The following is a 19,809-nucleotide window of genomic DNA, read 5'->3' on the forward strand; positions in this document are numbered from 1 at the left end:
GATAGTCTCGCGGCCATGAGACATCCGATACGGGTCCTGGTCCCGGCCCTCGTGGCCGCCGGGGCGCTCACCGGCTGCGCGGGCACCACGCCGGAGCCCGACCACGTCGTGCAGCCCGCGAAGTCCCCCGCCGCCGAGGCGGCCAAGGCCGCCGGGTCCGTCGGGGCGGCCGGCAGCGCCTGCGAGCTGCCGGTCTCCTTCGGTCTGGCGGCGGACTGGAGGCCGGCGGCCGTGAAGGCCACCGACGACGAGGTGTTCGCCGCCCTCGGCAAGCAGGGGCCGGCGACGATGGTCTGCGAGATCGACGCGAAGCCGGCCGGCAACATCGGCTATCTGCGGGTGTGGACGGCCGGTACGGGCCCCGCCCGTACCGCCCTCGAAGGGTTCGTGAAGGCGGAGCAGAACACCTCCAAGGTCTCCTACAAGGAGACGAAGGCCGGTGCGCTGCCGGTCGTCGAGGTGACGTACACCGTCTACAACAAGCTGATGGAGGAGTCGAAGGAGGAGAGCGCCTTCGCCGTCGCCGCCCCGAAGGGGACGGTGATCGTCCATCTCGGCGGACTCGACTCCCAGGAGCACCGCGAGATGCTCCCGGCCTACGAACTGGCCCGCGGCACGCTCAAGGGCCTGTAGGCATCGCACGCATGGCATGACCGTGGCCCCCGTCCCGCACCGGACGGGGGCCACGGCGTCTCGGTCAGGCGAACCGCTGGTTCGCCGAGCCGTCGCAGTTCTGCAGCCGCAGCGGCTGCTTCGCCGCCGCCTGCGTCAGACAGAGCCCGGTCGCGGCCGTCGGCCGGATCGTGGCGCCGTCGCGGACGAACTTCTGGTTCGCGGCGCCCGAGCAGTTCCAGACGATCAGCGGCTCGCCCGTCCGGTAGCGGGCGCCCGGCACGTCCAGGCAGCGGTCCTGGGTCAGCTCCGTGTGGACGGTCTGCCGGGCGGAGTCGTACCACCAGCCCTGGTTGCGGCCGCCGTGGCAGTCCCAGCCGAGGACGGCGGTGCCGTTGGCGCTGGTGGCGGCGTTCACGTCCACGCAGTCGCCGGTGGCCTGGTTCCTCAGCGGCTTGTAGACGTCGTCCCAGGCGTACGGGAAGAGGGTCGGCTTCCCGGTGGAGTTGACGTCCGCGCAACTGGCCTCGCGCAGGCCGGAGTCGTAGACCTGGGTGAGGCAGGACGCGAAGGCGCGGTGGCCGCTCGCGTTCGGGTGGAAGGACTGCCGGACCGAGTTCTCGTCCGGGGTGCCGGGCTTGGAGAGGTCGATGTACAGGCCCCTGGCCCAGGTGTCCTCCGTGCAGACCTCGTGGCCGTGGAAGAGCCGCGAGTTGTCGAGGTAGGTCGCCCCGGTGTTCGCGGCGGCCTTCCGCATGCCGCGCTCGAAGGCGGGGACGGCGGTGTTACGGCCCCACACGGTGTCGGAGTCGTAGCCGAGACCGCCGCAGGCGAGCTTGCCGGGGAAGTTCGGGTTGTCCTTGAAGTCGGGGCCGATCGGGCTCGGGTAGCCCATGACGACGAGCTTGTAGTCGCCGTCGGCGTACCCGGCGTCGCGCATCACGGTCTTCAGGTCGCGGACGGTCTGCTCGACCTTGGGGACGAGGGCGTCGACGCGGGCCTGCCAGCCGCCGGCGTACTTCGGCTCGCACGGGCCCTGGAGGGTCAGGTACCGGGTGACGCAGTCCGTCATCACCGGGCCGAACTGGAGGTCGTCGTTGGCGCCGGCGACGAGCACCACCATCTTGATCCGGGTGTTGCGGGCCTTGATCGCCAGGCTGTCGCTCTGGACGAGTTCGTCGGCGTACTGCTTCGAGCCGCCGATCCTGATGTTGCCGGTGTAGCCACCGGAACAGGAGACGTTGAAGGTGAGGTCCGCGGGGATCCCGGTGCGGTGGATGGCGGCCTCGGGCGACCGGTGGCACCAGTTGGTCGGCCCGTTGGTGGGCGGCTCGTACGTGCCGACGCCCTCGCCGGAAATCTCGCTGTCGCCGAGCGAGATCAGTCCGGTCCTGCGCTGCGCGAGCGGGCGCTCCTCGGGGCTGCCGTAGATCGCGGTGGCCTCGGCGGCCCGGATCGCCTCGAGCTCGGCCGGGAGCGGTACGGCGGTGACGGTACGGGTGGTCGCCTCGGCCGCGCCGGCGGGGGCGACGGCCGTCATGGATCCGAAGGCCGCGGCGGCCGCGGCGGTGGCCGCGATCGCCCAACGGAGTCTGTACCTGGTGCGCCTCATTGCGCCTCCTGGAAGTGGGGTTACCCACGGTTTTTACTGGCCGGTAAGCGCAATGGGAATAGCCAGAACAAGACAAGTGCTCACCTTTGCATGGAGGTTGACATGACTGACGAGAAGAGCGAGTACCGGATCGAGCGCGACTCGATGGGCGAGGTGCGGGTGCCCGCGCACGCCAAGTGGCGGGCCCAGACCCAGCGGGCCGTCGAGAACTTCCCCGTCTCGGGGCAGCGTCTGGAGAGCGCCCACATCGCGGCCCTGGCCCGGATCAAGGCGGCCGCCGCCAAGGTCAACGCCTCCCTCGGGGTGATCGACCAGGACCTCGCCGACGCCATCGTGACCGCCGCCGCCGAGGTCGCCGACGGCCGCTGGGACGCGCACTTCCCGGTCGACGTCTTCCAGACCGGCTCGGGCACCTCCTCCAACATGAACACCAACGAGGTCATCGCCACGCTCGCCGGCGAGCGGCTCCCCGAGGGCCGCGAGGTCCACCCCAACGACCACGTCAACGCCTCGCAGTCCTCCAACGACGTCTTCCCGTCCTCCATCCACATCGCCGCCACGGCCGCCGTGACCCAGGACCTCGTCCCGGCACTCGAACACCTGGCCGCCTCCCTGGAGCGGAAATCAGCCGAATTCGCGGAGGTCGTGAAGTCCGGTCGTACGCACCTCATGGACGCCACCCCGGTCACCCTCGGCCAGGAGTTCGGCGGCTACGCGGCCCAGGTCCGGTACGGGATCGAGCGGCTGCACGCCTCCCTCCCCCGGCTCGCCGAACTCCCGCTCGGCGGTACGGCGGTGGGCACCGGCATCAACACGCCACCGGGCTTCTCCGCCGCCGTCATCGCCGAACTCGTCGCGGCCACCGGCCTGCCGCTCACCGAGGCCCGCGACCACTTCGAGGCACAGGGCGCCCGGGACGGCCTGGTGGAGACGTCCGGCCAGCTCAGGACCGTCGCCGTCGGCCTCACGAAGATCGCCAACGATCTGCGCTGGATGGCCAGCGGACCGCGCACCGGCCTCGCCGAGATCAACCTCCCCGACCTCCAGCCCGGCTCCTCGATCATGCCCGGCAAGGTGAATCCGGTCATTCCGGAGGCCGTTCTGATGGTCGCCGCGCAGGTGACCGGAAACGACACCACGGTCGCCGTCGCGGGCGCCGCCGGGAACTTCGAGCTCAACGTGATGCTCCCGGTGATGGCCAAGAACCTGCTGGAATCCGTACGGCTCCTGGCCAACGCCGCGCGGCTGCTGGCCGACCGTACGGTCGACGGCATCACCGCGAACGTCGAACGGGCCCGCGAGTACGCCGAGTCGTCGCCGTCCGTCGTCACCCCGCTGAACAGGTACATCGGCTACGAGGAGGCCGCGAAGGTCGCCAAGCGGTCCCTCGCCGAACGCAAGACGATCCGCCAGGTCGTCCTGGAGGGCGGGTACGTCGAGCGGGGCGACCTGACGGTCGGGCAACTGGACGAGGCGCTGGACGTGCTGCGTATGACTCATCCGTGACCTGCGCCGCAGCGGCCGCGGGGGCGCCCCCCTAGGATCTGCGCATGACAGGATCGGTCGGTTCTCAGTACTGGGCGCCGGGGGAGCACATCCTCTGGCGCTACCGCGGCAACGGCTCCGGCGACGTGCACATCTGCCGGCCGGTGACGGTCGTCCGCGACACCCCCGAGCTGCTCGCGGTCTGGATGGCGCCGGGCACCGAGTGCGTCAAACCGGTGCTCGCCGACGGCACCCCCGTTCACCAGGAGCCGCTCGCCACCCGCTACACCGCCCCGCGCACCACGGTCCGCGCCCGCTGGTCCGGGGCGGGCGTGCTGAAGCTCGCCCGGCCCGCGGACCCGTGGTCGGTCTGGCTGTTCTGGGAGCGCGGCTGGCAGTTCAGCAGCTGGTACGTCAACCTGGAGGAGCCGCGCACCCGGTGGTCCGGCGGCGTCGACTCCGAGGACCACTTCCTCGACATCTCCGTCTACCCCGACCGCAGCTGGCTGTGGCGGGACGAGGACGAGTTCGCGCAGGCCCAGCGGGCCGGCCTGATGGACGCCGCGCAGGCCGCGCGGGTCCGGGCGGCGGGCGACGCCGCCGTCGAGACGATCCGGGCCTGGGGCCCGCCGTTCCGGGACGGCTGGGAGGACTGGCGGCCCGATCCCGGGTGGACGGTGCCCGAGCTGCCGGCGGACTGGGATCGCACCCCGGCGCACACGGCTCCGTGAGACCCTTGATGCGCCCCCGGGGTGCAAACGTAGGATCGTCCTCCGCAAGGCGGTGATCCACCGAACGAGGCGTCAACCACGCAGCACAGCGCAGGACCTGACCGTAAGTCATTCTGAGGGGGAGAGCAGTGCCGGACGTCTGCCCGGGTGTGCCGACCCCTGTCGTAGCCGCTGCTCGCGGGGCATTCAGATCCACCGCGCGCCAGGGGTTTATCCCCCGTGAAGGCGCGGCATCGGCGAGAAGAGCGAGTGCATCGCACCACCGGCCCGGACGGACGGAATCCCACGCGTGACGGAGCATCCCACCTCCCACGAAGGCCGGCAGCCGCTGGCTGCCCGGCCGCATGAGCGCACCCGCCCCCGGCAGCAGGCGGCCGAGACCCCGGTGCCGGCCCAGCCCGGCGCGCCGGGCCCCCGGTCCGGCGCCGACGGCGGCGCGCCCGGCGCGCGCCACACCGGCAGAGGTGCCCCCGTGCCCGGACAGGCGGGCGGCCAGCCGGGCGGCCAGCCGGGCGCGCCCGCGCCCGCGGCCCCCGGCGACGAGCACGCCGCCACCGGGACCGCCGCGACCCACCCGACGCCCCCCGCCGGGGGCGCCGGCACGCCCGCGGCGGCCGTGCCCGTGAGCGCCACCGCGCCCGGCACAGCCAGTCCACCCGGCACGCCCGATCTCGCCGCCGCGCGCCGCGAGGGCGACCGGCTGCGGTTCGTGGGCGCGGCGACCCGGCGGATCGCGCGCGGCATAGACCTCGACGAGATCGTGCTCGGCCTCTGCCGGGCGACCGTGCCGACCTTCTCCGACGCGATCCTGGTCTACCTCCGCGATCCGCTCCCGGTCGGCGACGAACGGCCGGTCGCGCCGTTCGTGCTACGGCTGCGCCGCACGGACAGGCTGCGCTTAACGGATGTGGAGGGCGAGGAGATGATGCTCGTCCCCGACCCGGACCCGACCCCCGCGGCCGAACTCTGCGAGGTGCGTTCCGGCGGGGCCCTGGCCGAGGTGCTGCGCGGCGTCCGGCCGGTCTTCGGCGACTCCGCCGCGGCCCGCGCCGCGCTGCCCGAGCTGCTCGGCCCCGAGCACGGCCTGCCGCGCGGGCACCGGGCGATCCTGGCCCCGCTGCGGGGGCGGCGCCGGGTGATCGGCGCCGCCGTGTTCCTGCGCCGGCCCGAGCGGCCCGGTTTTGAACCGAACGACCTGCTCGTGGCGGCCCAGCTGGCCACGCACACCGCGCTAGGCATCGACAAGGCCGTGCTGTACGGGCGTGAGGCGTACATCGCCGACGAGCTGCAGCGCACGATGCTGCCGGACTCGCTGCCGCAGCCGACCGGTGTCCGGCTCGCCTCCCGCTACCTGCCGGCGGCCGAGACGGCCCGGGTGGGCGGCGACTGGTACGACGCGATCCCGCTGCCCGGCAGCCGGGTGGCGCTGGTCGTCGGCGACGTCATGGGCCACTCCATGACCTCCGCCGCGATCATGGGCCAGCTGCGGACCACCGCGCAGACCCTGGCCGGGCTCGACCTGCCGCCGCAGGAGGTCCTGCACCACCTGGACGAGCAGGCCCAGCGGCTCGGCCAGGACCGGATGGCGACCTGCATGTACGCGGTGTACGACCCGGTCTCGCACCGGATCACCATCGCCAACGCGGGCCACCCGCCGCCGATCCTGCTCCACCTCGGCGGCCGCGCGGAGGTCCTGCGCGTCCCGCCCGGGGCGCCGATCGGCGTGGGCGGGGTGGACTTCGAGGCGGTCGAGCTGGACGCCCCGGCGGGCGCCACGCTGCTGCTGTACACCGACGGCCTGGTCGAGTCCCGGCTGCGGGACGTGTGGACCGGGATAGAGCAGCTGCGGGAGCGCCTCGCGGCGACCGCCCAGCTGACCGGACCGGACCACTCGCCGCCGCTTGAGGCGCTCTGCGACGACATCCTCGACATGCTCGGCCCGGGCGACCGGGACGACGACATCGCGCTGCTCGCGGCCCGTTTCGACGGGATCGCACCCAGTGACGTGGCGTACTGGTTCCTGGAACCGGAGGACGCGGCACCGGGCCGGGCCAGGCGGCTGGCCCGGCGGGCGCTCGCCCGCTGGGACCTGGAGGAGCTGTCGGACTCGGTCGAGCTGCTGATCAGCGAGGTCGTGACGAACGCCGTGCGGTACGCGGAGCGGCCGGTGACCCTGCGGCTGCTGAAGACCGACGTGCTGCGCTGCGAGGTCGGCGACGACTCCCCGCAGCTGCCCCGGCAGCGGCGGGCCCGGGACACCGACGAGGGCGGACGCGGTCTCTTCCTGGTGAACCGGCTGGCGCGGCGGTGGGGGGCGACGCGGCTCTCGGGCGGCAAGGTCGTCTGGTTCGAGCTGGCCACTCGTCCATAGCCACGAGAACCCGGCCACTCGTACGTAGCCACGAGAACCCGGCACCACGAGCACTACGAACATGTCTAAATCCGGACAAATATTGCCTTCCTCCCGTCGGCGGGGTTGACTTTGGTGGTGGACGAAGCGAACCCACCCCACGTTCCCCACCGACGGGAGGACGCTCGTGACCTACACGACGAACAACGCCGGCATCCCGGTGGAGAGCGACGAGCACTCGCTCACCGTCGGGGCCAACGGCCCGATCCTGCTCCAGGACCACTACCTCATCGAGAAGACGGCCCAGTTCAACCGAATGGGGTCTCCCCTGCTCGAACGCAGTTGAGAGCTTGGGGAAGGGTCCCGGAGCGGGTGGTGCCCGCCAAGGGAGCCGGCGCGTACGGCATCTTCGCAGCCGCCGGCGCGTACGGCATCTTCGAAGTCACCAACGACGTCAGCCAGTTCACCAAGGCCGCGCTCTTCCAGCCCGGCGCCCGCTGCGAGATGCCGGCCCGCTTCTCCACGGTCGCGGGCGAGCAGGGCTCCCCCGACACCTGGCGCGACCCGCGTGGCTTCGCCCTGAAGTTCTACACGGAGCACGGCAATTACGACCTGGTCGGCAACAACACCCCGATCTTCTTCGTCCGCGATCCGCAGAAGTTCCAGGACTTCATCCGCTCCCAGCAGCGCCGCCCCGACAACGGGCTGCGCGACCACGACATGCAGTGGGACTTCTGGACGCTGTCCCCCGAGTCCGCGCACATGGTGACGTGGCTGATGGGCGACCGCGGCGTCCCCAGGGACTACCGCCACATGAACGGTTACAGCTCCCACACCTACCTGTGGGTCAACGGCGCCGGCGAGCGGTTCTGGGTGAAGTACCACCTGAAGACGGACCAGGGCATCGCGTTCCTGACCCAGGCCGAGGCCGACGATCTGGCCGGCCGGGACCCGGACGTCCACCGCCGCGACCTGTACGAGGCGATCGACTCCGGGAACGCCCCGAGCTGGACGATGAACGTCCAGATCATGCCGTTCGAGGACGCGCCCGGCTACCGCTTCAACCCGTTCGACCTGACCAAGGTGTGGCCGCACGGCGATCACCCGCTGATCGAGGTCGGCCGCCGGATGACCCTGAACAGGAACCCGGAGGACTGCTTCATCCACATCGAGCAGGCCGCCTTCGAGCCCTCGAACCTGGTGCCGGGCATCGGCCCGTCCCCGGACAAGATGCTCCTCGGCCGGCTCTTCTCCTACCCCGGCACCCACCGGTACCGGATCGGCCCGAACTACACGCAGCTGCCGCCGAACCGGCCGCGTTCGCCGGTCGCCTCGTACGCCAAGGACGGCCCGATGCGGTACGAGCCGGCCGCGACGGCCCGGCCGTACGCACCGAACTCCTACGGCGGCCCCGAGGCCGACGTGCGCTCGTTCGGCGACCCCGCGGGCTGGGCGGCGGCCGGGGAGATGGTCCGCGAGGCGTACACCTTGCACAGCGAGGACGACGACTGGGCGCAGGCGGGCACCATGGTCCGCCAGGTCCTGGACGACGCGGCCCGTGAGCGCCTGGTGTCGAACATCAGCGGGCATCTGAAGGACGGCGTCAGCGCGCCCGTCCTGGAACGCGCCGTGCAGTACTGGCGCAATGTCGACAAGGATCTCGGCGACCGGATCGCCAAGCAGGTCAACGGCGACTGAGCCGCTGCCGACAGCGCGACACGGCGAAGGCCGGACCCGGGGGTCCCCCGGACGGAGTCTGGGGGAGGGGTCCGGCCTTCATCACGTCACGTGTCGCGTCACCGTGGCGGGCGGACGTTGCCGTCGCCCTCGCCGCTGTCGTCACCGCCGACGACCGGCGGGACGGTCGTCGGGGGCACCGGGTCCGTCGTCTCCGTGGGCGGCGGCGGGATCGTGACGGTGCCCGTCGGCTGCGTCGGCGTGGTCGCCGTCGAGGTCGGCGGCTGCGTCGGGTCCGGGGTGCCGGTGGCGGGCGGCGGCGTCGAGGACGGCGTGGAGCCGGTCCGCGTCGGCGTCGGCTCGGTCTCGACGATGTCGCCGGAGCCGCCGGTCTCCAGGTCGAACCGGGCGTCGGAGCCACCGTCGAGCGCGGCCGTGGTGTAGGCGCCCCAGATCTGGGCCGGGGTGCGGCCACCGTTGGCGCGGCCCGGGTTGATCGTGTCGGTCAGGGTGACCTGGTTGCCCTTGGTGTCCTCGCCGAAGAGGCCGACGGCGGTGACCAGCTCGGGGGTGTAGCCGACGAACCAGGCGGAGCGGTTGTTCTCCGAGGTGCCGGTCTTGCCCGCGGCCGCGTAGTCGCCCGCGGCGCGGAAGCCTGAGCCGTTGCGGACGACGCCGGTCATGGCCTTGGTGACGGTGTCGGCGGCCTCGCGGCTGATGACCTGGCTGCCGACCGACTTCACCGGGTCGGCCTTGCGGTCCTTGTGCTCGGCGGACTTCACGACGGTCGGGGTGACCTTCACGCCGTGGTTGGCGAGCGAGGCGTAGACGCCGGCCATGTCCCAGGTGGAGGCGCCCATGGTGCCGAGCGACATGGCGGGGGTCTCGCCGAAGTCGGCGCCGTCCTTCATGCCGAGGTCGATGGCGGTCTTCTTGGTGTTGCCGGGGCCGACGTCCACGATCATCTGCGCGTACACGGAGTTGATCGAGCTGTTGGTGGCCTTCTGGACGGTGACCGGGCCGTAGCTCTGGTTGTCCTCGTTCTCCGGGCTGAACGGGATGCTGCTGCCGACGACCTTGCGCTTGCTGGTGCCGTCGTAGATCGTGCCGAGGCCGATCTTCCGGCCGTCCTGGGTCTCGGCCCCGTTGTCGAGCGCGGAGGCGAGGACGAGCGGCTTGAAGGTCGAGGCGGGCTGGTAGTCGCGGCGGGTGGCGTTCGACGTCCAGTGCTGGGTGGCGCCGACACCGCCGTACATCGCGACGACCTGGCCGGTCTTCGGGTCGACGGAGGTGGCGCCGGCCTGGACGGTGGCGTCCTTCTTGTCGCCCTTGCGGTCGAGCTTCTTCTCCAGCTGCTTCTCGACCGCCTCGACCAGCGCCTTCTGCTTCTGCTCGTCGATGTTGAGGGTGATCGTCCAGCCGCCGGCCTTGATGTCCTTCTCGGGGATGCCCTGCCGCACCAGCTCCTGGTTGGCGGCCTCCACGAGGTAGCCGCGCTGGCCCTCCATGCCGGGGGCGGGCTTGGCCTTCTGCGGGGCGGGGAACTTCAGGCCGGCCCGCTCGGTCGCGTCGAGCCAGCCCTCCTCGACCATGTTGTCGAGGGTGTAGGCCCAGCGCTCCTCGACCAGCTTCCGGCCGGTCGGGCTGGCGGCGGTCCAGTCGTACTGGTTGGGGGCCTGGAGCAGCGAGGCGAGGTAGGCGCCCTGGGCGACGGTCAGCTTGGTGGCGTCGACGCCGTAGTACGACTGGGCGGCGGCCTGGATGCCGTAGGCGCTGCGACCGTAGTAGCTGGTGTTCATGTACCCGGCGAGGATCTCCGCCTTCGAGGACTGCTGGTCGACCTTGAGGGCGATCACCATTTCCTTGAGCTTGCGGGTGACCGTCTGGTCCTGGTCCAGGTAGTAGTTCTTCACGTACTGCTGGGTGATGGTCGAACCACCCTGCTTGCCCTTGCCGGTGACCGTGTTCAGGGCGCCGCGCAGGGTGCCCTTGATGTCGATGCCGTTGTCCTTGTAGAAGGTCTTGTTCTCGGCGGCGACGAACGCGTGCTGGACGCCGAGCGGGATCTTCTCCAGGCCGACGATCTCGCGGTTGATCTCGCCGGTGCGGGCCAGGACCTTGCCGTCGGCGTACTTGTAGACGTTGCTCTGCATGGTCGCCTGGGCGTTGGCGATCGGCACCGGGACCATCACGTAGACGGCGTAGAAGGCACCCATCACGAGCAGGCAGCCGACGAAGAACGTGCCCAGGAGTTTCCTCCAGGTGAAGAGGCGGCGTATCCGCCCGCCCTTCTTCCCCTGGCCCTTGTCCGCTCGGCCCATGGTCTTCGTCGCTCCGCTCGTCGTGGTGTCGGGCAGGTGTCCGCTCCGAATCAGCTCAGCAAGCTAACACCGCCGATGCTGACAAAGGGCGATCGATCCGGTCTTTCCGGGCGTGACAATCAGCACCCGTCCCGGTGGAACCGACGCGTATGGGGCCCGGATGGTTGTGCTGCGCAGGCCACATCACCCCTTCGGGGCGGATTCCCGCCGCTATACATCGTGCGTATACACCCCGTGTACAGTGACAGGCATGTCTATCGGGCACACCCTCCTCGGGCTCCTGGAGTCCGGACCGCGCCACGGCTACGACCTCAAGCGCGCCTTCGACGAGAAGTTCGGTCACGACCGGCCGCTGCACTACGGGCAGGTCTACTCGACCATGTCCCGGCTGCTCAGGAACGGCCTCGTGGAGGTCGACGGCATCGAGGCCGGCGGCGGACCCGAGCGGAAGCGGTACGCCATCACCGAGGCCGGCGTCACCGATGTCGAGCAGTGGCTCGCCCGGCCCGAGAAGCCGGAGCCGTACCTCCGGTCCACGCTCTACACCAAGGTCGTCCTCGCCCTCCTCACCGGACGCGGCGCCGCCGAACTGCTCGACGTCCAGCGGGCCGAGCACCTGCGGCTGATGCGCGACCTCACCCGCCGAAAGAAGGACGGCGACCTCGCCGACCAGCTGATCTGCGACCACGCCCTGTTCCACCTCGAAGCCGATCTGCGCTGGCTGGAGCTGACCGCCGCCCGGCTCGACCGGCTCGCCCAGGAGATCCTCCGATGACCCCCGCCGCCCCTGCTCCGGGCGACCGGTCTGACCAAGACGTACGGCCCGACCCCCGCGCTCTCGGGCGCCGAGTTCGCCATCCGGGCCGGCGAGGTCGTCGCCGTCATGGGCCCCTCGGGCTCGGGCAAGTCCACGCTGCTGCACTGCCTCGCCGGGATCGTCCGGCCCGACGCGGGCACCATCCGCTACGACGGCCGTGAGCTCACCGCCCTCTCCGACAGCGCCCGCAGCACGCTCCGCCGCACCGACTTCGGCTTCGTCTTCCAGTTCGGCCGGCTCGTGCCCGAGCTGACCTGCGCCGAGAACGTCGCCCTGCCGCTGCGGCTGAACGGCGAACGCCGCAAGGCCGCCGACGCCCGCGCCGAGGAGTGGCTGGACCGGCTGGAGGTCGGCGACGTCGCCGGCAAGCGGCCCGGCGAGATATCCGGCGGCCAGGGCCTGGGGGTCCCCCCGGCCCTCGGGGCCCAGGGGGAGGATCGCCGTCGCCCGCGCGCTCGTGACCGCCCCGCGCGTGCTCTTCGCCGACGAACCCACCGGCGCCCTCGACTCGCTCAACGGCGAGCGCGTGATGCGGCTGCTCACCGACGCCGCCCGGGACACCGGAGCCGCCGTCGTCCTCGTCACCCACGAGGCCCGGGTGGCCGCCTACTCGGACCGCGAGGTCGTCGTCCGCGACGGTGCGGTGCGCGACTCGTAGTGGGCGGTATGAGCATCCCCGGGGTGAAGCTCCGTACCTGGTCCCGCGACCTCGCGCTCGGCACCCGGTTCGCGGTCACCGGAGGCCGCCGCGGCTGGATCCGTACGGCCCTGACGGCCGTCGGCATCGGCCTCGGCGTCGCCCTGCTGCTCCTCGCCTCCTCCGTCCCGCACATGTCGTTCGCCCGCGAGGTCCGCGAGTCGCAGCGGAGCGTCGACGCGAGCGGGGAGAACCCGAGCCCCACCAAGGACTCCTTCCTCTACGCCACCCCGGCCACCGTCTACCACGGCAAGGCCGTCACCGGACTCGTCGTACGCCCCGAGGGCCCGGACGCGCCCACCCCGCCGGGGCTGCCGAAGCTCCCCCCGCCGGGCGAGATGTGGGTCTCCCCCGCGCTCGGCGAGCTGCTCGGCTCCCCGTCGGGCGCCCTGCTCAGGGAACGGCTGCCGTACCGAATCACCGGCACCATCGGCGAGCCCGGACTCATCGGCCCGGCCGAACTGCGGTACGTCGCCGGCAGCGACACCCTCACCACCGACACCTACGACGGGCGGGGCCGGGCGTACGGCTGGTCGGTGCCCGAGGAACCGCTGAACGCCCTCCTGCTCCTGCTCGTCGTCATCGCCTGCGTCGTCCTGCTCCTGCCGGTCCTCGTCTTCATCGCGACCGCCGTCCGCTTCGGCGGCGAGCAGCGCGACCGGCGGCTCGCCGCGCTGCGCCTGGTCGGCGCGGACACGGCCATGGTGCGGCGGATCGCGGCCGGCGAGTCCCTCGCGAGCGCGCTCCTCGGACTCGCGCTCGGCGCGGTCTTCTTCGCCGCGGGCCGGCAGCTCGTCGGCCTGGTGCAGGTGTCGTCGGCACGATCGAGGCGAACGCGTGGCGGCCCGGACCGCTGAAGAAGGGCGAGGAGTTCGGCCCGATCACCTCGCTCGTGGTCGGCGACTGCCCCTCGCTCAAGGAGCTGGCGCGGCTGCCGTCGTGCGAGGACGGCGACGTCTTCGTCGCCCTGTCGCACGGCGCGCAGGGCGGCGCGCCCGACGACTGGGTCAAGGAGACGGCCCGGCCGGGCGCCCTGGTCGCCCTCCGGGACCCGCAGGAGCACCAGCGCACGCCCGTGCCGACCTGGCGGATCCCCGAGTCGGCCCGCACGGTCGACGCGCGCCTCGACCCGGTCGGCAGGTACCAGTTCGGGATCTTCGCCACCCCCTCGGCGATCGACGTCGCCCGCCTTGACGGCCCGGAGGCGACCGCTCTGGTGCGCGTCGACGAGACGGTGCCGGACGCCGCCGAGCACGTACGGAACACGGCGGCGCCGATCGACCTGCCGGCCCGGGTCCGCACCCTCCAGGACACCGAACGGGACGCCCAGTACGGACGGCGGTCCCGATCGGCCTCGGCCTGGCACTCGCCGTCGCGGGCGGGCTCGGCCTCGGCGTGGTGCTCCTGAAGATGATCGGCAAGCAGGTCGTGGACTGGTGGGTCATCCTGCCCGTGACGGGCGTCGGCGCGGCGATGGTGGTGGCGGTGACCCTGCTGTCCCTGCCGCCGCTGTGGCGCCTGATGCGCTCGGACGGCCTGAGAACGGAGTAGGAGGGTTACGGGTGGTCGGTACGGCTCAGGGGCCGGTGCCCACCACCCGTACCGGAAGCCGTTTCATCGCCCCGCGCAGAGCGGCCGCCAGCTCCTCGAACTCGGCCTGGCGGGCCGCGCCCGTACGCATCGCGAGCGCGACCTGCCGGGTGGGCGCCGGCTTTGTGAAGCGGCCGGTGAACAGGGCCGCGTTGCGCGCGGTCTCGACCTTGACGGCCGTGCGCGGCAGCAGGGTCACCCCGAGCCCGCCGGCCACCAGCTGCACGAGCGTGGAGAGGCCGGCCGCGGTGGTGGTGACCGGGGCCCCTTCGGTGCGCCCGGCCTCCCGGCAGATGTCGAGGGCCTGGTCGCGCAGGCAGTGCCCCTCGTCGAGCAGCAGCAGGTTGAGCTCCTTGAGGGCCTCGCGCGGGATGTCGGCCCGCCCGGCCAGCGGATGGCCCTGCGGGGTGACGAGCACGAAGTCCTCGTCGAAGAGCGGGAGTTCGGTGACGCCGGGGACACCGAGCGGCACGGCGAGCAGCAGCAGGTCGAGCCGGCCGGCCGCGAGCCCGTCCAGGAGCGAGGAGGTCTGCTCCTCGTGGACCTGGAGGTCGAGCTCCGGGTAGCGCTCGTGGACCAGGCCCAGGACGGTCGGCAGCAGGTACGGGGCGACGGTCGGGATCACGCCGAGCCGCAGCACGCCGGTGAACGGGGCCTGCGCCGCCTCGGCCTCCTCCATCAGCTCGGAGACGGCGTCCAGGACGGCCCGGGCCCGTACCGCGAGGCGCTCGCCGGCAGGCGAGAGCAGCACCTTCCGCGTCGTACGCTCAAGGAGCTGGACACCCAGTGCCTCTTCGAGGGCCGAGACCGCGCCCGACAGCGCCGGCTGGCTCATTCCTATCGCCGCCGCCGCGTCCCGGAAGTGCAGCTGCTCCGCGACCGCCGCGAACGCTCTGAGCTGGGACAAGCTGGGCTGCTTCACACGCCGTACCGAGACCACTGATAACCACCTTCGATCAACGCGACCCAGTCTAGCTATTTCACTGATCAATGCACCCCGTGCCAGGATGAAGGTCCGTCCAACCCCTCACGGAAGCCCCAAAAGGGATCTTCCAGCCTGCAAGGAGAGCGCGTGCTCACTGTCGGTGACCAGTTCCCCACTTACGACCTGACCGCCTGCGTGTCGCTGGAGAGCGGCAAGGAGTTCGAGCAGATCGACCACAAGTCCTACGAGGGCAAGTGGCGCGTGGTGTTCTTCTGGCCCAAGGACTTCACCTTCGTCTGCCCGACCGAGATCGCCGCCTTCGGCAAGCTGAACGACGAGTTCGCGGACCGCGACGCCCAGATCCTCGGCGTCTCCGGCGACTCGGAGTTCGTCCACCACGCCTGGCGCAAGGACCACGCCGACCTGCGTGACCTGCCCTTCCCGATGCTCGCCGACTCCAAGCACGAGCTCATGCGCGACTGCGGTGTCGAGGGCGAGGACGGCTTCGCCCAGCGCGCCGTCTTCATCGTGGACCCGAACAACGAGATCCAGTTCACCATGGTGACCGCCGGCTCCGTGGGCCGTAACCCCAAGGAGGTTCTGCGGGTCCTCGATGCCCTGCAGACCGACGAGCTGTGCCCGTGCAACTGGAACAAGGGCGAGACCACCCTCGACGCGGCCTCGCTCCTGTCGGGCGAGTGATCTGACATGGCTCTCGACGAACTCAAGTCCGCCATCCCGGACTTCGCCAAGGACCTGAAGCTGAACCTCGGTTCGGTCATCGGCAACAGCGAGCTCCCGCAGCAGCAGCTCTGGGGCACGGTCCTGGCCTGCGCGATCGCCTCGCGCTCGCCGAAGGTCCTGGCGGAGCTGGAGCCGGAGGCCAAGGCCAACCTCAAGCCCGAGGCGTACACGGCGGCCAAGTCCGCCGCCGCGATCATGGCGATGAACAACGTCTTCTACCGAACCAGGCACCTGCTGTCGGACCCGGAGTACGGGACGATGCGCGCCGGTCTGCGGATGAACGTCATCGGCAACCCGGGCGTCGAGAAGGTCGACTTCGAGCTGTGGTCGCTGGCCGTCTCGGCGATCAACGGCTGCGGCCAGTGCCTGGACTCGCACGAGCAGGTCCTGCGCAAGGCCGGCGTCGACCGCGAGACGATCCAGGAGGCCGTCAAGATCGCCTCGGTGATCCAGGCGGTCGGCGTCACGCTGGACGCGGAGGCGCTGCTCGCCGAGTAGGGCGTGTGATGTGTGAGTGAAAGGGCCCGGGGCATATACCCCGGGCCCTTTCACGCGTTCGGGCGGATACTCGCTTACGGGACACAGCACGAGGTCCCGCCCTACGATGATGTTCTCGACACCAAGCCCTGACAGGAGGCCGCAATGTCTGCCGCAGCAGTCGAGCAGCCCTGGGACGACGAGCCGGAGTCCCTGCTCCAGACAGCCAACAGGCTCATGGAGCAGCTTCCCGGCCATCGCGTCGAGATCATCGGAGGAAATGTCACTGTGGCTCCCCCCTCGGACGGACCTCACGCCCGAGCCCTCAGCCGTCTCATGCGGCCCTTCTTCGCCGCCAATCTGGACGACGGCGAAGAAACGGATGTGCTCCAGGGCATCGGCCTGTGGCTTCCCACGGGGCCGGAGGACTACGCGATTCCCGACTTCGCGGTCGTCGACGCCGACTTCGACGATCACCTCATCGAGAACAACTGCTACGACCCGATCTGCTTCCGCCTGGCCCTCGAAGTCACCTCCAGCAACTTCAACAACGACCTCAAGAACAAGGTCGCCGCCTACGCCCAGGCAGCCATCCCGGTCTACGTGATCGTGGACCGCAAGGGCGACCGCGTCCACCTGCTGACCGCCCCCGCCCCCGCGGAGGCGCGGTACGAGCACTACAGCCTCCATGCCCGGGGGCAGCAGGTCACGCTCCCCGACTCCCTCGGCGCCAAGGTGACCCTGGACGTGACCGAACTCCTGGACGCCGGGCGGCGCAAGCCGCGCCCCGTCACTTCTTGAGCGCCGCCATCAGCGCGGTCAGGTCCTGCGCGAGGACGGTGTCGATGCCCGAGAGGTCGACCCTCCCGACCGCGGCTTTCTCCTCGCCGGCGTCCTCGTCCCAGGCGTTGCGCTTGCTGAGCGAGAGCTCCAGCTCGACCTGGCCGTCCAGTACAGCCATCTCGGCACCCTCGTCGGCCGGGTGCAGGAGGAAGAAGGCCGTCTCCCCCAGCCCGTCCACGCGCTCGAACTCCCCGTACGCGGAACCTTCGTAGCGAGCCTCGAACTCCGGCTCCGGGTCGGTCACCTTGTGCAGCCGGTAGGTGAGCGAGACGCGGTAGCCGGTCTCCGGCGGGCCCAGCGTCGCCGAGCACTCCGCCGTGTCCAGCGCCGCGTGGTTCTCCGAGAACGTCCCCACGTCCGCGGACTTCACGCCAAGCACCCCGGCCAGCCCCTTCAGTTCGGCCCGCGCGCAGAGGTCCGTCACGGTCCGGTAGCCCGCGAGGTCCGGCCCGCCCTCCCGGCTCCGCTCGTACGCGTACAGTCCGCCGGCCCACACCGCCGAGGCCACCACCGCACCGCCCAGCGCCCACAGCCAGGGCCGGGGCGGGCGGGACACGTCCCGCTCGACGGTCTCCGGCGCGAGCAGCCGGCCGGCCGGGAAGCCGTCGCCGCCCTCCAGTTCCGGTTCGGATATCACAGCCGGTCCCGGTCCCGGGAGCCCGGCGCCGGGGTCGGCGCGACGGCGAAGGCGGTCGCGCCGCGCGGCTCGGGCGTGGAGAGCAGGGCCTGTTCGTGGCTGTACGCGCGGAGGTAGCCGACCACCGTGTTGGTGACCGCGACCAGCGGTACCGCCACCACCGCGCCGCCGATGCCCGCCGTCAGACCGCCGGCCGCGACCGCGAGGACGACGGCGAGCGGGTGGACCCGGACCGCGCGGCCCAGGATGAACGGCTGCAGCACATGGCCCTCGATCTGCTGCACGGCCAGGACCACCACCAGCACCATCAGGGCCGTGAACACCCCGTTGGTGACCAGCGCGACCACGACCGCGAGCGCGCCCGAGATGACCGCACCCACGAGCGGGATGAACGCGAAGAGGAAGATGAAGACGGCCAGCGGCACGGCCATCGGCACGTCCAGGAAGTACAGGCCGAGCCCGATGAAGACCGCGTCGATCAGGGCGACGAGCACCGTTCCCCGTACGTACGCGGTGAGAGTCCGCCAGGCCCTCGGGCCCGCGCCCGCGACACCCGGCCGCGCCTGCGCCGGCACCAGCTTCAGCGTCCACTGCCAGACCTTCTTCCCGTCGTAGAGCAGGAAGAGGGTCGAGAACATCGCCAGCAGTATCCCGGTGATCGCCTCGATGATGACGGTCACGCCCTGGAGCCCGGCGGAGGTGATCTGCTCGGTGTTCGAGCCGATCGTGTCGCTGAGGTTCTTGGCGATGTCGTTGATCTGCTTCTCGGTCACATGGAACGGGCTGTCGAGCAGCCAGCGCTTGAGCTCCTCGATACCGTCCCGGACCCGGTCCGAGAGGTTGTCGATGTTGTCCATGACCTGCCAGACCACGAACCAGCCCACCAGCCCCATCACCACGAAGCCGGAGACGGCGGTGACGGCCGTGGCGACCCCGCGCGGCAGACCCATCTTGCGCAGCCGGGCCACGGTGGGCTGGAGCAGCGCGGTGATGAGGAGCGCGGCGACGAAGGCGAGCACGACCAGCTGCACCGAGCTGATCACCTTCATCAGCACCCAGACCGTGCCCGCGAGCACGAGCAGCCGCCAGCCCGCCTCGGCCGCGACCCGCATGCCCCACGGAATCGCCGCGACGGGGTCGGGACGGGCCGCTATGGCGGGGGCGTAGTCCGGCGGCGCGGGTACGGAGACGGCCGGCGAGGAGCCGGGCGACGCGGAAGTCGCGGAGTCCGGCTTCGCGAAGTCGGCCTTCGCGGAACCGGTCACCGCCGAGTCCGTCGCCGGTTCCGCCGTAGCCGAGTCGGCCTTCGACGGTACGGAGCCGGCCGCAGCCTCCGCTTCCGGCTGCGCTGCGTCGGCCTCACCAGCGCCCCCGCCCGCGCGCTCCGCGCGCACACGGCGTTCGTCCAGGCGCTCCCCCATGCGGCTGAGCTCGTCGCCCAGCCGGCTCAGCCATCCCGGCAGTCTCGACATCTTCTTCCCTCTCCCCCGCTCACTCCTCCGGGGAGCACGTGGGCCCGAACCTACACGCATGAAGCCCCCCACCGTAGGACGGTGAGGGGCTCCGCGAGGTTGAGAGCGCCGGTACTAGTACCAGCGGTTGGCCTGCCAGAAGGTCCACGCGCCGCAGGGGCTGCCGTAGCGGTTGTTCATGTAGTTCAGGCCCCACTTGATCTGGGTGGTCGGGTTCGTCTGCCAGTCGGCGCCCGCCGACGCCATCTTCGTACCGGGGAGGGCCTGGACGAGACCGTAGGCGCCCGAGGACGGGTTGGTCGCGCGGTAGTTCCAGCCGGACTCGCGCTCCACGATGGTGCTGAAGCACTGGAACTGTGAGGCCGGGATCATCTGCCGGGCGATCGCCTTGACCTCGGCGATGGAGTACGACGCCTGGGAGGAGAAGCTCGACGCGTCACGGACCGAGGAACGCTCGGCGCGCTCGGCGGCCTCCTCACGCTCCTTGCGCTCCTGCTCCGCCTTGTCGGCCGCCTTCTTCTTGGACTCGGCGTCCTTGGCGGCCTGGATGCGGGCCGATTCCTCCGCGGACTTCTTCGCGGCCGAGTCGGCCGCGGCGGCCTGGACATCGGCCTGCTCCGAGAGCGAGGAGACCTGTACCTGGGCCTGCTCGCCCACGGGGATGTCCGCGAGCAGCGTGGTGTCCGCCGCGGTGGCCTCGAAGTTGTCGTTCGAGGGCTGGGCATCGCCCGAGGCGACGCCCACGACGGCGCCGACGGTGGTGACCGCAGTGGCCGAAGCCACCGCGAATCCCCGGACCGAGATCCGGCTCACACGGTT

The 19,809-nt window shown here is 71.3% G+C and carries 17 protein-coding genes and 2 pseudogenes; 13 read left to right on the forward strand and 6 right to left on the reverse strand.

The features are described from left to right. Positions 1-15: 15 nt before the first annotated feature. The gene (locus Q5762_RS08775) at positions 16-633 is read left to right on the forward strand and encodes a lipoprotein (RefSeq protein ID WP_315891424.1); all 618 of its coding nucleotides are present in this window, start codon (positions 16-18) and stop codon (positions 631-633) included. A gap of 64 nt (positions 634-697) precedes the next feature. Here the strand turns inward: Q5762_RS08775 and Q5762_RS08780 are convergent, their stop codons facing one another. Further along, positions 698-2,224, reverse strand: a complete 1,527-nt coding sequence (locus Q5762_RS08780) for a ricin-type beta-trefoil lectin domain protein (RefSeq protein ID WP_315891425.1) — start codon at positions 2,222-2,224, stop codon at positions 698-700. A 102-nt stretch (positions 2,225-2,326) separates the two neighbouring features. Here Q5762_RS08780 and Q5762_RS08785 point away from each other — a divergent pair, with 102 nt between their 5' ends. The 4 genes and pseudogenes from Q5762_RS08785 to Q5762_RS08800 all read left to right on the forward strand — a co-directional run bounded on the left by Q5762_RS08785 (position 2,327) and on the right by Q5762_RS08800 (position 8,488). Then, the gene (locus Q5762_RS08785; protein WP_315891426.1) at positions 2,327-3,730 is read left to right on the forward strand and encodes a class II fumarate hydratase; all 1,404 of its coding nucleotides are present in this window, start codon (positions 2,327-2,329) and stop codon (positions 3,728-3,730) included. Between the two features lie 44 nt (positions 3,731-3,774). After that, the gene (locus tag Q5762_RS08790) at positions 3,775-4,440 is read left to right on the forward strand and encodes a DUF402 domain-containing protein (protein ID WP_315891427.1); all 666 of its coding nucleotides are present in this window, start codon (positions 3,775-3,777) and stop codon (positions 4,438-4,440) included. Positions 4,441-4,729: 289 nt separating this feature from the next. Beyond that, entirely contained in the window at positions 4,730-6,811 is a 2,082-nt protein-coding gene (locus Q5762_RS08795) for a SpoIIE family protein phosphatase (protein WP_315891428.1), read from the forward strand. 166 nt (positions 6,812-6,977) lie between these two features. Then, positions 6,978-8,488 (forward strand): annotated as a pseudogene (locus Q5762_RS08800) (catalase). Positions 8,489-8,586: 98 nt separating this feature from the next. Here Q5762_RS08800 and Q5762_RS08805 read toward each other — a convergent pair. Further along, on the reverse strand, positions 8,587-10,788 hold the full coding sequence (locus tag Q5762_RS08805; protein WP_315891429.1) for a transglycosylase domain-containing protein: 2,202 nt from the start codon (positions 10,786-10,788) through the stop codon (positions 8,587-8,589). A gap of 250 nt (positions 10,789-11,038) precedes the next feature. On the opposite strand from Q5762_RS08805, the gene Q5762_RS08810 reads away from it, so the two are divergent. The 5 genes and pseudogenes from Q5762_RS08810 to Q5762_RS08830 all read left to right on the forward strand — a co-directional run bounded on the left by Q5762_RS08810 (position 11,039) and on the right by Q5762_RS08830 (position 13,853). Further along, complete coding sequence (locus Q5762_RS08810) at positions 11,039-11,563, forward strand: PadR family transcriptional regulator (protein ID WP_315891430.1); 525 nt, start codon at positions 11,039-11,041, stop codon at positions 11,561-11,563. Positions 11,564-11,575: 12 nt separating this feature from the next. After that, positions 11,576-12,263: pseudogene (locus tag Q5762_RS08815) on the forward strand (ABC transporter ATP-binding protein). An 8-nt stretch (positions 12,264-12,271) separates the two neighbouring features. After that, a complete protein-coding gene (locus Q5762_RS08820; RefSeq protein ID WP_315891431.1) occupies positions 12,272-13,159 on the forward strand; it encodes an FtsX-like permease family protein in 888 nt (295 codons plus the stop codon). Between the two features lie 35 nt (positions 13,160-13,194). Further along, entirely contained in the window at positions 13,195-13,710 is a 516-nt protein-coding gene (locus Q5762_RS08825) for a hypothetical protein (RefSeq protein WP_315891432.1), read from the forward strand. A 2-nt stretch (positions 13,711-13,712) separates the two neighbouring features. Then, complete coding sequence (locus Q5762_RS08830) at positions 13,713-13,853, forward strand: hypothetical protein (RefSeq protein WP_315891433.1); 141 nt, start codon at positions 13,713-13,715, stop codon at positions 13,851-13,853. A gap of 25 nt (positions 13,854-13,878) precedes the next feature. Here Q5762_RS08830 and Q5762_RS08835 read toward each other — a convergent pair whose 3' ends face one another. Continuing rightward, positions 13,879-14,832, reverse strand: coding sequence for a hydrogen peroxide-inducible genes activator (locus tag Q5762_RS08835; RefSeq protein ID WP_315891434.1), 954 nt, complete (start codon positions 14,830-14,832; stop codon positions 13,879-13,881). A gap of 132 nt (positions 14,833-14,964) precedes the next feature. Between Q5762_RS08835 and Q5762_RS08840 the strand changes: the two genes are divergently transcribed. The 3 genes from Q5762_RS08840 (at position 14,965) to Q5762_RS08850 (ending at position 16,839) form a co-directional block, all read left to right on the forward strand. Then, positions 14,965-15,519, forward strand: a complete 555-nt coding sequence (locus tag Q5762_RS08840; protein WP_315891435.1) for a peroxiredoxin — start codon at positions 14,965-14,967, stop codon at positions 15,517-15,519. Positions 15,520-15,525: 6 nt separating this feature from the next. Further along, a complete protein-coding gene (locus Q5762_RS08845; protein WP_147980985.1) occupies positions 15,526-16,059 on the forward strand; it encodes an alkyl hydroperoxide reductase in 534 nt (177 codons plus the stop codon). 144 nt (positions 16,060-16,203) lie between these two features. Continuing rightward, complete coding sequence (locus tag Q5762_RS08850; protein WP_315891436.1) at positions 16,204-16,839, forward strand: Uma2 family endonuclease; 636 nt, start codon at positions 16,204-16,206, stop codon at positions 16,837-16,839. Here the strand turns inward: Q5762_RS08850 and Q5762_RS08855 are convergent. The 3 genes from Q5762_RS08855 to Q5762_RS08865 all read right to left on the reverse strand — a co-directional run bounded on the left by Q5762_RS08855 (position 16,829) and on the right by Q5762_RS08865 (position 19,803). Then, positions 16,829-17,518 carry a hypothetical protein gene (locus Q5762_RS08855; RefSeq protein WP_315891437.1) on the reverse strand — a complete coding sequence of 230 codons (690 nt, stop codon included), beginning with the start codon at positions 17,516-17,518 and terminating at the stop codon, positions 16,829-16,831. The genes Q5762_RS08850 and Q5762_RS08855 overlap by 11 nt on opposite strands. Continuing rightward, a complete protein-coding gene (locus Q5762_RS08860) occupies positions 17,515-18,990 on the reverse strand; it encodes an AI-2E family transporter (protein ID WP_315891438.1) in 1,476 nt (491 codons plus the stop codon). Before Q5762_RS08860 ends, Q5762_RS08855 begins: the two co-directional genes overlap by 4 nt. Positions 18,991-19,104: 114 nt before the next feature. Next, positions 19,105-19,803, reverse strand: coding sequence for a transglycosylase SLT domain-containing protein (locus Q5762_RS08865; protein ID WP_315891439.1), 699 nt, complete (start codon positions 19,801-19,803; stop codon positions 19,105-19,107). Between the last annotated feature and the right edge of the window lie 6 nt (positions 19,804-19,809).

Origin of the sequence: Streptomyces sp. P9(2023) (assembly GCF_032436795.1) — a bacterium.
GTDB lineage: Bacteria > Actinomycetota > Actinomycetes > Streptomycetales > Streptomycetaceae > Streptomyces.

What these genes read in the sequence shown, in the direction of transcription:
- Q5762_RS08820 (WP_315891431.1), top strand. Translation starts at nt 12,272, where the DNA reads ATGAGCATCCCCGGGGTGAAGCTCCGTACCTGGTCCCGCGACCTCGCG.
- Q5762_RS08805 (WP_315891429.1), bottom strand. Translation starts at nt 10,788, where the DNA reads ATGGGCCGAGCGGACAAGGGCCAGGGGAAGAAGGGCGGGCGGATACGC.
- Q5762_RS08850 (WP_315891436.1), top strand. Translation starts at nt 16,204, where the DNA reads ATGTCTGCCGCAGCAGTCGAGCAGCCCTGGGACGACGAGCCGGAGTCC.
- Q5762_RS08780 (WP_315891425.1), bottom strand. Translation starts at nt 2,224, where the DNA reads ATGAGGCGCACCAGGTACAGACTCCGTTGGGCGATCGCGGCCACCGCC.
- Q5762_RS08810 (WP_315891430.1), top strand. Translation starts at nt 11,039, where the DNA reads ATGTCTATCGGGCACACCCTCCTCGGGCTCCTGGAGTCCGGACCGCGC.
- Q5762_RS08860 (WP_315891438.1), bottom strand. Translation starts at nt 18,990, where the DNA reads ATGTCGAGACTGCCGGGATGGCTGAGCCGGCTGGGCGACGAGCTCAGC.
- Q5762_RS08830 (WP_315891433.1), top strand. Translation starts at nt 13,713, where the DNA reads ATGATCGGCAAGCAGGTCGTGGACTGGTGGGTCATCCTGCCCGTGACG.
- Q5762_RS08790 (WP_315891427.1), top strand. Translation starts at nt 3,775, where the DNA reads ATGACAGGATCGGTCGGTTCTCAGTACTGGGCGCCGGGGGAGCACATC.
- Q5762_RS08775 (WP_315891424.1), top strand. Translation starts at nt 16, where the DNA reads ATGAGACATCCGATACGGGTCCTGGTCCCGGCCCTCGTGGCCGCCGGG.
- Q5762_RS08845 (WP_147980985.1), top strand. Translation starts at nt 15,526, where the DNA reads ATGGCTCTCGACGAACTCAAGTCCGCCATCCCGGACTTCGCCAAGGAC.
- Q5762_RS08785 (WP_315891426.1), top strand. Translation starts at nt 2,327, where the DNA reads ATGACTGACGAGAAGAGCGAGTACCGGATCGAGCGCGACTCGATGGGC.